The 11705-nt window shown below is 60.9% G+C and carries 8 protein-coding genes; 2 read left to right on the forward strand and 6 right to left on the reverse strand.

Features of this window, described 5'->3' with window-relative positions:
• Positions 1 to 130: 130 nt before the first annotated feature.
• From QMB98_RS08460 to QMB98_RS08480, 5 genes are all read right to left on the reverse strand, one after another.
• On the reverse strand, positions 131 to 3835 hold the full coding sequence (locus QMB98_RS08460) for a sugar-binding protein (protein ID WP_371685274.1): 3705 nt from the start codon (positions 3833 to 3835) through the stop codon (positions 131 to 133).
• 373 nt (positions 3836 to 4208) lie between these two features.
• On the reverse strand, positions 4209 to 5012 hold the full coding sequence (locus QMB98_RS08465) for a carbohydrate ABC transporter permease (protein ID WP_371685275.1): 804 nt from the start codon (positions 5010 to 5012) through the stop codon (positions 4209 to 4211).
• Positions 5012 to 5947, reverse strand: coding sequence for a carbohydrate ABC transporter permease (locus tag QMB98_RS08470; RefSeq protein WP_371685276.1), 936 nt, complete (start codon positions 5945 to 5947; stop codon positions 5012 to 5014). The genes QMB98_RS08465 and QMB98_RS08470 overlap by 1 nt, the downstream gene beginning before the upstream one ends.
• Positions 5948 to 5949: 2 nt before the next feature.
• The gene (locus tag QMB98_RS08475) at positions 5950 to 7296 is read right to left on the reverse strand and encodes an ABC transporter substrate-binding protein (protein WP_371685277.1); all 1347 of its coding nucleotides are present in this window, start codon (positions 7294 to 7296) and stop codon (positions 5950 to 5952) included.
• A gap of 23 nt (positions 7297 to 7319) precedes the next feature.
• Positions 7320 to 8312 (reverse strand): carbohydrate kinase family protein, encoded by a 993-nt coding sequence (locus QMB98_RS08480; protein WP_371685278.1) that lies wholly within the window; start codon positions 8310 to 8312, stop codon positions 7320 to 7322.
• Between the two features lie 88 nt (positions 8313 to 8400).
• On the opposite strand from QMB98_RS08480, the gene QMB98_RS08485 reads away from it, so the two are divergent.
• Complete coding sequence (locus tag QMB98_RS08485; protein WP_371685279.1) at positions 8401 to 9141, forward strand: DeoR/GlpR family DNA-binding transcription regulator; 741 nt, start codon at positions 8401 to 8403, stop codon at positions 9139 to 9141.
• Positions 9138 to 10472: a 6-phospho-beta-glucosidase gene (locus QMB98_RS08490; RefSeq protein ID WP_371685280.1), complete on the forward strand. Its 1335-nt coding sequence runs from the start codon at positions 9138 to 9140 to the stop codon at positions 10470 to 10472. Before QMB98_RS08485 ends, QMB98_RS08490 begins: the two co-directional genes overlap by 4 nt.
• A gap of 811 nt (positions 10473 to 11283) precedes the next feature.
• On the opposite strand, the gene QMB98_RS08495 is transcribed toward QMB98_RS08490, so the two are convergent.
• Positions 11284 to 11625: a hypothetical protein gene (locus QMB98_RS08495; RefSeq protein WP_371685282.1), complete on the reverse strand. Its 342-nt coding sequence runs from the start codon at positions 11623 to 11625 to the stop codon at positions 11284 to 11286.
• Positions 11626 to 11705 lie beyond the last annotated feature (80 nt).

Genomic DNA, 11705 nt, shown 5'->3' on the forward strand with positions numbered 1-11705 from the left:
AGTCTCTTAGGTCTGAGCTAGTTCCGCACCAACAGCACGGTAGCTGTGTCAGCTGTTCAGACAGGGCGATCCCCGGGACAGATCAGTGTCTGTCCCGAGGATCCCTTTTTTGAACGACGTGTCGTCGCTGTTACTTCACGTAACGGTTGACGACTGGGGTGTCGATACCGTCTCCGTCGAAGTCACCGACGTAGGCCTTGTCGGAGGCCCTGCCGTAGCCGATGCTGATATCAGCATTGCCGCCGGTCAAGGTGTACTTGACGTGGAAGACGTTGCCGCGACGCAGAGCGATCGTGTCGCTTGCATCGGCCTGGTAGGTGCCGATGAACACCTCGTCGCTTGCCTTGCCGTAGTTGAACTGAGCGGCCGCAGGACCGCCAGCCAGAGCATTTGCAACGTAGAAGGTGTTACCGCGACGGACCGTGATCGTGTCCGTATCATCTCCGTCGAAGTCACCAACGTATGCCTCATCGGTTGCCTTGCCGTAACGGAAGCTAACATCGGAGCTGCCACCCACGAGAGTGTTCTTCACGTGGAAGGCGTTGCCGCGACGGATAGCGGTGGTGTCGGTGCCATCCCCATCCCAGTCACCAACAAGCACCTCATCGGTTGCCTTGCCGTAGCGGAAGCTGATGTCGGCGTTGCCGGACTTGATGGAGTTGTCGAGGAAGAACTGGTTGCCGCGGCGAACACCGAGGGTGTCCTTGCCATCACCATCCCAGTCACCAACGAGAACCTCATCTCCCTTGCGACCAAACACGACGGTCTCATCGGCGGAGGTTGTGGTCCAGCTGTTTGCAACAAAAAATAGGTTGCCCTTTGTCGGAGCGGTTGGCTCCTCGGGAGCATCGGTTGCCGTGACCGGGAAGGACCACGCTGCAACCTCCGTCGCATCCGCGTAGGACACGAGCAGGTAGACGTCCTGGTCGGTATCGACTTCGACGCCGGCGAGATCAACCGCGAGCGCGCCCGTGGCCGCATCGCCCTCGGCCGAGGCCAGGAGCCTGCCGCCCATGTCCGGCGCCCATGGACGAGCCTGACCGTCGGAGGCGGAACACGCATCGTTTCCGTACTCGGAGACTGCACACGAGCTGGTCCACACGGGAATGTAGGTGGGATCGCCCTGCCACACGAATGCTCGGACGGTGCCCTCCGTCGCCCCATCGACCGCGAGGTTGACGGTGTCACCCGAGAGCGACGGCGTCACGTCGACACTCGTGTTGGGCTGAAGGCCAGCAATGGTGTTGCCGGTGGTGGCGGACTGGTACACAGTCTGCGGGGACTCTGCGCCCTGGAGTGCCGTGTTCGGGATGATGGGTTCGGAGACCTCAGTGGAGCGATCCGCGGGCGGCTCGTAGCCATCGAGGTAGGCGTGACCCCAGCGGTAGGGCTCGGACTGCTGAGAGCCGAACGCAGACCATGCGAGTCGCGTTTCACCAACAAAGCTCTGATTGTCGGTGTCGTAGGGAGAAACGTTGAGCCCCATGTAGGTGGGGTCAAGGTCGTTCGTGGCCGCGTCACCCGTGGGTGCGGCGGAGGTAGGTCCGGTGGCTGCGGGGAGCTGATCGAGAGGAATTTTGACCTCGATCTGGTAGCGGCCACCCACGTAGGAGTTGCCGTCGCGTTCCACGTTGACAGCGACCTCAACGCCTTCGGCGTTCAGGCCACCCTCGATGTCGGCGGCGAGCGGTCCGGAGGAGAAGCCCTGATGGTTGTCAGCGTCCCTCGTCCAGCACGGTCCGTTCACGCCGTTTCCGGCCCAGTTCTCAGCATCCTCCGTGAAGGGGAAGATACCGAGTTTGAAGGTCGAGGAGGTATCGACACCGTTGCCGAGAGGATCGAGCTGAACCTCAACGGAGTCGACGAGCCAGTGGCCGAAGCAGCGGTCGGGGGTTGCAGCTGCGGAGGCGGTGTCGTCAACAACATCGATCCACATGTAGGCCGCATCGTCGTACCAACCGAGCTTCGCGGTGCTGTCGGCGCCACAGTCGACATCGTTCTCGCAGGCGGGTTCTTCCCAGAGGGAGGACACGTCGATCGCGGCGGTGTACTCGTCGCCGTTGCCATCAACCGAGGGTGCAGACTCGAGTTCCGGGATCACGGTCGTCGGAACGACGTACAGATCCATGGTCTCCTCCGCAACGGAGGTACCGGACGTGGTCGTGATCGAGACCTTCTCGATCCGGCCACCCAAGTCGCTGGGATCGAGGTGCGTGAGCGTAGCGGTCACAACCTCGGTCTCGCCCGGGGCCACGTTCTCGAATGCCACGGTGTCCTGGTCGAGGCTGAAGCCATCGGGAACATCGAACGCGACCGTGCCCGAGGCGGGCTCGGAGGTCCTGTTCGTGACGTCCACATCGAGGGAGACGGATTCGCCGGCACCGATCTGGTTGATCGCGGGCGAGTTGCCCTCGACCCTGACACCGGATGCGTCGGTCCATTCCTCAAACTCGAGGAAGTTGCCCCAGCGGCTGAAGCGACCATCAACGGGTGCGGTCACTTCGACGTGGGTCTCGTTGTAGGCGGTCACGCCGTCGCCAGCGAACCTGACGGGCAGGCGCACCACGCCGGGGGTCTCGCCGGCCGCCACGTTGACCGAGAAGTCAACGGTCACGGTCTCGCCGGGGGCGAGTGCGGGGATCTGTGCGTCGCTATCGACGCTCCAGCCTTCAGGAACCTCAACGGTGGCGGTGCCCGCGGGGGTTGCCGTGTCGCCGGCGGTGACGGTCAGGGTCACGGGAGTGCTCTCACCGGGAGCAGCGAAGTAATCGGTTGCCTCCGGGTAGTAGATGGTGCCGATAGGCATGCCGCCCGGATCCTGGATCGAAGCACCGTAGTGAACGGCGAGGTCATTACCCGCCTCCGTGGTTCCCAGTTCCTGCATCGGAACCCAGGATTCACCCACGAGGTAGTTGACGCAGCCCGGGTCGACGACGCCCTTGACCATGGTGCGGGCCTGGGTGGCGTGGAGCTGACCGTCCTCGCGACCCACCTGGGCCCAGGATTTCTTCGTGCCTGCCGGAACGCCAGCAGTGTTGCCCTCGACCCACTCGTACTCGGACTCGTAACCGGTCCAGGTTCCGTGAACGGTGTAGGCGTTCGGGTTGCTCGGCGTGTAGTTAGCCATGCAGTTCGGGGCGTTGGTGACGATTCCCGTACCTGCGGGAGCGCGCCACATCTGCTGAACGACCTTCTTCACCTGCCAGGTGTCGACGGCGTTCGGTCCCTCGAGCTGCTCGGGGAACATTGTCGGATCGGATGCTGCGGCGGCAATGTCATAAGTGAGCCTGCCGGCGTACTGGTGGTTGCCGTGTCCTGCCGTGACCGAACCCGTCCATCCCACGAGGATCTCGGGCTGGGTCTCGCGGACGACGCGGACTGCCCTGCGGAGGACATCCTCTTCGCCCCACGCCTGCTCGGTGAGCGGCGCGGAGGTGTTGTAGAAGAAGTCGACCTTGTCCAGGTAGTACAGGTCAACCGTTCCCGCGCGTACGTGGGATGCTCGGTCTTCGTTTTCGCGGCGTAGACCTAGGTCGGGACCTGCCTCCGGTCCCACCGAGTTCGAGCCACCCTCACCGCGTGTGGTGAGCATGATGCCGCAGTCGATGTCGTCGAGGTCGCCCCACACACCGCACGGAGCGATGATTCCAGCATCGTCGTCCGGATGCGACCAGACAGCGAGTACGTCGAGCTTGACGGGATCGACGTCGGTCGATCGGGTGCCCTCTTCAATTTGTAGTGTTTCTTCGGCACTGACCCCATCACCGGCGCTCGCCAACGTTGGGGTCAGCAGGCTGGCGACAGCAACCATCGCCAATCCCATTTTCCATTTCATGCTTCCTCCTTGAAGCCCTTACCCTCGTCGATCCGACAGATCAGGTCGACGCTGTAGAGCACAGCCTACGTATAAATAAACTGTGCCGGTAGTAAACGGGACATATTCCCATTTTTGGCCTGAAATTGCATTTCGGGTAGCAGTAGGCTACGCAATGCTTTATTGTGCGCTCATCCTACCCAGCATCCTTGCGATGGTATGACGAGGCCGAGAGTGAAAAATGATATAGCAAAGCGAACGGTGTTCGCCGCCTGGTCGAATGGTTCGACAGCGTCGAATCGTTCGATGTGATGGGGCCGGGTGGTCCCATGGCGCGTGCCTGGTGGACTAAAAGGCACGTGGGCGGACGCAATTGCACCCACCCACGCAGCTTCTATTCCTTGACCGATCCCTCGGTCATGCCTGCAATGAAGTACTTTTGCAGGAAGATGTAGAGAATGATCATGGGCAGTGCCACGAGCACGGCCGCGGCTGACATGAGAACCGCCGATGAGGTGTGGTTCGTTTCGAAGAACGCGAGGCTCATCGGGGCGGTGCGGAAGCGTCCCGTGGGCGACATGACGAGCGGAATGAGGAAGTCGTTCCAGGTCCACATGAACGTGATCATGATCTGGGTGACGATCGCGGGGCGGCCCATGGGAAGCAGAACGCGCCACAGGACCTGCCACTCGCTCGCACCGTCCATGCGTGCCGCATCAATGATCGATGGGTTCACTCCCCTGAAGTACGCCCTCATCCAGAACGTACCAAAGGCCAGGGATTGGGCGATCTGCGGCATCGCGACGGCCCAGATCGTGTCAGTCAGCCCAAGATCGCGGAAGTCGAAGTAGAGGGGCAGCACGAGTGCCTCGGCGGGCACCATCATGCCGGCAAGGAAGATGAAGAAGATGATGTTGCCGCCCTTGGGCCGGATGACGCCCAGGACGTAGCCGGTCATGACCGACAGGATGAGAGCGGTGGTGACGACCAACAGTGCGATCATCACCGAGTTCTTCATGTACTGATTGAAGTTGCCGTCTTCCCAGGCGGTCGCGTAGTTCTCGAAGTGGCCCCACGAGTGGTCGGTTGCGACCGTGGAGTCGAGGGAACGAACAAAGACCGAGAGAATCGGGTACAGCACGGAGACCGCGAACAGAATGAGGATGGCGTAGGTGAACAGCTTCTCGGTACGGGACATTACTTCTTTTCCCTTTCACCGAGGATGTTGACGACCAGGTTGATCATGAAGATCAGGATGGTGAGGACCACCGCGAGCGCCGACGCAGTACCGACGTTGCCTGCACGGAAGGCCTGATAGAAGACTTCGTAGGCGGGCACCGTCGTAGATGTGCCCGGGCCACCGGCCGTCGTCATGTAGACGAGGTCGAAGGTCTTGAGAGCGTTGATGGTCGTGAGGGTGATGCAGACAAGGATCTCTGCACGCACGGCCGGGAGGGTGATGTACCAGAACTTGCCGAGGGGGCCGACACCGTCAAGGGTGGCCGCCTCGTAGTAGGACTCGTCGATGCGGGCGATGCCGGACATGAGGAGCACGGTCACGAGACCAACGGACACCCAGGTTCCGATGAAACCGACCGCGGGTAGAGCCCACGTGAAGGAGCCGAGGAACGACTCGTTCATTTCCACACCGAACCAACCCAGGACCGTGTTGATCGGTCCGTTTATTGCATAAATATTGCGCCACGCGACCGCGAGAACCACCATGGCAATGACCTGTGGCAGGAACACGACGATGCGGAAGAAGCCGAGGCCCTTGACCTTGCTTCGCACGAGCATGGAGGCGAGCGGTAGGCCGATGAAGATGGGCAGGATCGCGAAGAAGAAAATGAGGACGAGGCCGTGCAGGAAGGCGTCTCGCAGGCGCGGATCGTCCCAGATCGCCACGTAGTTGTCGAAGCCGGCCCAGGTGGCGTCCCCAAGTCCGTCCCACTCCCACATGGAGAGCCCAACGACCCTGATGAGTGGGTAAATAATAAAGGCGCCGTAGACGAGTACGGGAACCGCAAGCAGGGCGACCGATGTCAGGAGCCGGATGCGGCGCTTCGTGCGCGCCTTGCGCCGAGGGCCGGCGCCACCTTTGGTGGCGCCGGCTACCTCAGGGAGAACAGCCATTGCTAGTTCGTGGCCTCAGAGTAGGCTTCCTCAAGAGTTTGGACGAACTCTTCAGGGGTGACGTTGCCTGCGATGAGGTTCTGCAGAGCATCACCGATGACCTGGTCCATGGTCTCTGTTGCCCAGTCCAGGTAGGGGGTGATGTTGCCGGTGGTGGTCAGCTCGTCGAACGCGATCATGACGTCGGCGACAACGCCTTCTGCCTCGTCCGCGTAGTCGGCCGCGTTGTTGACGGGCACGTTGCCGGTCTCTGCGAGGATCTGCATGGCCTCATCGGAGGTGATGAAGTCGATGTAGGCTGCCGCCACATCGGGATCCTTGGCCGCGGAGGTCATGGCGAACGGAAGGCCGGTGCCACCGGTGGTGGTGGGGCCTTCGCTCGGGGGAAGCGCGAATCGAACATCATCGCCCATGGCATCGCCGAGGTCGGCTGCGAGCCAGGAGCCTGCGATCAGGTAGACGCCCTCGCCGTTGGCGAAGTCCTGCCAGACCTGGTCGTAGTCGGCGCCGTTGACGCCTGCGTTGAAGTAGCCTTCCTCCACCCAGTTCTGGAGCTCGGCTGCCGCCTCGATGTTTTCTTCGGTGTCCCACGACGCTCCGCGGTTACCGAAGCCGAGGGTGCTGATCTGATCGGCGGACACGTACTCGCCCTGGATGGCACCGAACACGTGACCCGCGGGCCACTTGTCGATGTTGCCGAGAACGAGCGGGGTCTCCCCTGCCTCGACGATCTGTGGCAGCTGCTCTTCGAGCTCCGCCCAGGACTGCGGGTACTCGAGGCCGAGTTCATCGAGCTTGGACTCTGAGTAGTAGATGCCGACGGTCTCGCCGACCTGCGGGAGACCGTAGACGCAGCCCTCACCGAAGACGGTGGCGTCCTCGGAGTAGGAGGAGTAGCCGAGGATCTGCTCGGAGAAGCGGGAATCCCATTCGTATGCATCGACGTAGTCGTCGAGGCACTGGATCTGGCCCGAAGAGACGAACTGTCCCATCATCGAGCGGGAGTTGTTGGCCTGGACAACGTCGGGAGCGTCGTTGCCAGAGAGCGCGAGACGCAGGGTGGTCTGCAGATCATCGAACGACTGCGAGTTACGCTCGATCGTGATGTTCGGGTACTTGTCCATGAACGCTTCGTTTAGGCGTTCCATCTGTTCGTTCTGTCCGCCGCGGACCTCCTGGTCCCACACGACGAGGGTCTGCTCGGGAGCATCGGAGATATCGGTCGAGACCTCGCCGCTACCCTCCGTGCCGGTTGTTGTTTCCTCATCGTCCGAGGACGAGGGGTTACAGGCCGTGAGGACGAGAAGCGCTGCCGCACTCAGCCCCACAATCTTTCGACTAGTTCTCATGTTCTATCCTTCCGTCAGACGCATCATTGCGTCGTAACACCATTGACTCGTGACTGAACTGCACGGACTGAGTAGCCCACGAGTTCGTTAAGTTCACCGTTGTTCTCTACCCAATCGATTAGTTCATGCATGGTTGGTGCAGCGCACGATCCGCCAATCCGTGAGACCGTCCACGCCGCAGCGCACTGTCCCACGTGAATGCTGTCCGCAAGTGATGCTCCTGTTGCCAGGCCAGTCGCGAATCCCGCACTGAACGCATCCCCAGCACCCGTCGTATCGATGGCATCGACCGAGATTGCTGAAAATACCTCAGTTTGAATATTATCGCCATCCCGCCGAGAAACGTGAACGCCCTCACCGCCGCATGTCACCACGACCGTGGGCACGTACCTCGTGAGTTCCCGTGCGGCATCCTCAAACGTGAGGGTCCGCGTGTAGTGCTGCGCCTCTGCACAGTTGGGCACGAAGACATCGGCGACCTCGAGTGCGTGCAGATGCTCGACCGGCCACTGGCCGGTCTCGTCCCACCCGGTATCGGCAATGACGATGGTGCCCTGCTCCCGCCATCTCTCCACGTGCTCCCTCGCACGCATGAGGTAGGGAAGGGAGGCCATGAAGATCGTTGGAGCCGCAATGCCCTCGGGCGGTAGTGGAACCTCGTCGGCACCGTGGGTGGTGAGTGCGCGATCCCCCTCCATCACCAAAGACACGGTGATGTTCTGATGCCCCGTGTGCTCGGCCAGGGACATGTCGACGTTGTCCTCGGCAAGCATCTCGCTCACCCAACGCCCCGCGCGATCCTGGCCGACGTAGGTGATCACGGAGGAGATCATGCCCAGGCGCGCACAGGCGACGGCTTGGTTCGCAACTCCTCCTGGCATGATGCCACTGCCAGCAACCCACTGCTCTTCGCCCGGGCGGGGTGCGTGATTCAGCCCCGCCATGACGATATCGAGGAACAAAGAGCCGGCGACATAGACGGTTGGTCGACCACCGCCCTGCGTGACATAACCCATAGGGGAAGCCTAAAGGCGCGATTTCCTGAATGCAAGTGATTGAATCTGCGTGCTTGTGAACGTTTTCCCGATTCATTATGCTCATTACATGCTCCCCGCCGAACGCAGGAAACGCATCCTCGACGAGGTGCGCTCTTCCGGGGGACTCGATGTCGTGTCCCTGTCCGAACGCTTTCAGGTCTCGAAATCCACGATTCGACGAGACCTGAACCTGCTTGATGCTCAGGGCAAGCTCCAGAGGGTGCGCGGCGGCACGATCGAGGTTGATGCACGCACCTTCGAGCAGATTGCGCCACACGCTGCGGCGGACAAGCAGTGGATCGGTAGCGCCGCTGCAGAGCTCGTGAAAGATGGAGACATAGTTCTCATCGACATCGGGACGACCACCGCGGCCGTAGCGCAGGCCCTTTTTGGTCGCAGAGTCACGGTCCTGACCGCCTCCCTCGCCGTCGTCGATATCCTGCGCAACTCCCCCGACACGGAACTCGTCATCCTCGGTGGCGTTGTGCGCAGCACCTACCTGTCGATGGTCGGGTCACTGACCGAACAGGCCCTCGATCAGCTCCGCGCAGACATCGCCTTCCTCGGCACCTCGGGGGTTCGCGAGGACATGTCGGTCATGGACTCGACCGGCACGGAGGTCCCGATCAAGCAGTCGATCCTGCGCAACTCCTCCAGTGCCTACCTGGTAGCCACCCCCGATAAGTTCCCCGGTTCCGGCATCCTCAAGGTCTGCTCAGTCACCCAGTTTGATGGCGTGGTGACGACAGCCACGGGCCCTATAGTTGATTCCATCAAGTCCCACAACATACAGGTGATTCATCCATGAAACTTCTCCTTGTCGGTGGCGGCGGTTTCCGCGTCCCACAGATCCTCAGTGTCCTGGCAGACCCTAACCTCCCCATCAACCTGACAGAAGTGTGCCTCTACGACGTCTCCCCCGACAGGCTCGGGGTCATGAGGGACGTTGTCACCCAGCTGGGATACAAGAATCTCCCAACGATCACGGTCACGACCGACATGACAGACGCGGTCAAGGGAGCGGACTTCATCTTCTCCGCCATGCGCATCGGCGGCACCTGCGGGCGCGTGATCGACGAACGGGAGGCACTCTCCCGCGGCATCCTCGGGCAGGAAACCGTTGGCGTGGGCGGCTACGCCTACGCCTTCCGCACCATTCCCGAGGCCATGAGGCTCGCCGAGACCGTCCGTCAGCACGCTCCCGAGGCGTGGGTCATCAACTTCACCAACCCCGCCGGCATCATCACGCAGGCGATGCGCACCGTCCATCCCAAGGTCGTCGGCATCTGCGACACCCCGATCGGTCTCGTTCGACGAGCGGCACTAGTTGCGGGACACAAGGAAAAGGACATCACCTACGATTACGTGGGCCTGAACCACCTTGGGTGGTTGCGTTCGCTCAGCCTTGATGGCGAGGATCTGCTTCCGTCGATCATTGCGGACGATGCGAAGCTGGAGCGCCTCGAGGAGGCCCGCACGGTTGGCTTCGACTGGGTGCGCACCCTTGGCGCAATCCCGAACGAATACCTGTACTACTACTATTTCAACCGCGAATCGGTTGCATCCATCTCCCACGGACAGACCCGAGGCGAGTTCCTCCACGATCAGCAGGGCAGCTTCTACGAGCAGGCACAGAAGGACCCAGCACGAGCGGGTGAGCTCTGGACCGCGACACACAACGAGCGCGAAGCAACCTACATGGCAGAGTCCCGGGAAGAAGGCGAAGCTCGCCGGGAGGAAGACATGGGAGGCGGCTACGAGCACGTCGCACTCGAGCTCATGACCGCCCTCGCAACCGGCACCCCTGCCCGGATGATCCTGGGCGTTGCCAACGACGACGCCGATCGCCTCATCATTCCCCAGCTCCGCGAGGACGCAGTCGTTGAGGTTCCCTGCAACGTGGACGGCAGCGGAATCCACCCCATCATGCATGAGCCGCTCACCGGTCCCGAGCTCGGGCTTGTGATCTCGGTCAAGGCCTGCGAGGAACTTGTCATCGACGCCGCCCTCTCAGGAGACAAGTCGATTGCGTGGAAGGCCCTCGCCGCTCATCCCCTCGTCGACTCCATCGCCGTCGCCAAATCAGTTCTCGACGCCTACATCGACAAGAACCCCGACGTCGCAAAGACATTCGCCTAGCGCACACGACGGAACGTCATCACAGAGGCTTAAGACACTGAGGACAATGGATCAACGGGAGCTCTTCGACAGATCTTGCACACATTGACGCAAGCCAACGGAGCGCCACAAGACCGTGCCGGCCTCACGAGTTGGTAACGGGCCCAGACTCAGGCATCCCATCGACCGCTGCGACAAAGAAGCTTGCACACCGAAAGCAACGATCGAAAAGTCCAGGTCAGCGTTCACTGAATGGCATGAATTTCCTCGAACCTTTGGTCGCATATAAAGCCAAAGCGATCATGGCTCCAATCAGGGCATAGGTAGCGGCACTCAGAGCACCCGCCATCAGCCACTGCGAGGCGGCTGATTCTTCGAATCCGGGTACGGGATCAGACATGCTATTTGCCTGCCCAGTATCGAATATCGAGACGAAGCCAGGATCTCTAGCCACCTGCCCCCACACAGCGCAAGCGAAAAGCACGGCCCCACTGATGAGAGGAGCAATGCTCGACAAGCGAGTCCTTGGAGTGGGCCACACGCATGCGAGGATGAGTGCAGACACAACCACAAGACCTAGTGACCACCACAGCGGCGAGGGAGCATCGAGACGGGAGATCTCGTTCGACCAGTCAACGCTGGCTCCTCGATGTGCGGCATCTATCCGAATGTTGAAGAAGCCAACTGCTCCCAGTCCGACGATAGCGACGACTGGCGCCAGCAAGCCTCGAACAACAGCAACTTTTCGCTGCTTGTCCATTCTCGTCGGTTCCACCATTTCGTCACCTATTCATGTTCCACGCACATTGAGCCAACGCCCCAGGCTACGCGCTCATTCACTGATGAGTTCCAGTTCTATCGAATGACCGCTGTCAGCTTCTACGAGAAGCCCGGAAACCCCGTCTGCTTTGTCGGACGGCACTACAGCTAGAGTTGTGCCACCACGCTGAATAACCTCACCACCAACGAGCGACATTTCTCTATTGAGAGCCCTCGAACCTTCAGCAGACAGCTCTTCCGAAAGCATGTGCATCGAAACAGCTGTCCCCTCAGCTCCTTCTAGTTTCACTACTACCCCTGATCTCAAAGCGACATCAGTTGGCGTGCAATTGCCTCCAAGAATCTCAGCGTCTCCAACGTGACCGTCAGACTCGTCGCTCAGTCTTGAGATCAAACAAGTGTCCCCAGAGTAGTTCTTAGCTGTCCCGCGTCAAGTAGTTGGCAGGTTTTCTTTGATTTCGAAGTTGGGGATGG

The sequence above is a fragment of the Flaviflexus sp. genome (genome assembly GCF_041440645.1).
Lineage (GTDB): Bacteria > Actinomycetota > Actinomycetes > Actinomycetales > Actinomycetaceae > Flaviflexus.

Excerpts from the sequence above, each read along its gene's own strand:
- QMB98_RS08460 (WP_371685274.1), bottom strand. The coding sequence starts at position 3,835 with ATGAAATGGAAAATGGGATTGGCGATGGTTGCTGTCGCCAGCCTGCTG.
- QMB98_RS08465 (WP_371685275.1), bottom strand. The coding sequence starts at position 5,012 with ATGTCCCGTACCGAGAAGCTGTTCACCTACGCCATCCTCATTCTGTTC.
- QMB98_RS08470 (WP_371685276.1), bottom strand. The coding sequence starts at position 5,947 with ATGGCTGTTCTCCCTGAGGTAGCCGGCGCCACCAAAGGTGGCGCCGGC.
- QMB98_RS08475 (WP_371685277.1), bottom strand. The coding sequence starts at position 7,296 with ATGAGAACTAGTCGAAAGATTGTGGGGCTGAGTGCGGCAGCGCTTCTC.
- QMB98_RS08480 (WP_371685278.1), bottom strand. The coding sequence starts at position 8,312 with ATGGGTTATGTCACGCAGGGCGGTGGTCGACCAACCGTCTATGTCGCC.
- QMB98_RS08485 (WP_371685279.1), top strand. The coding sequence starts at position 8,401 with ATGCTCCCCGCCGAACGCAGGAAACGCATCCTCGACGAGGTGCGCTCT.
- QMB98_RS08490 (WP_371685280.1), top strand. The coding sequence starts at position 9,138 with ATGAAACTTCTCCTTGTCGGTGGCGGCGGTTTCCGCGTCCCACAGATC.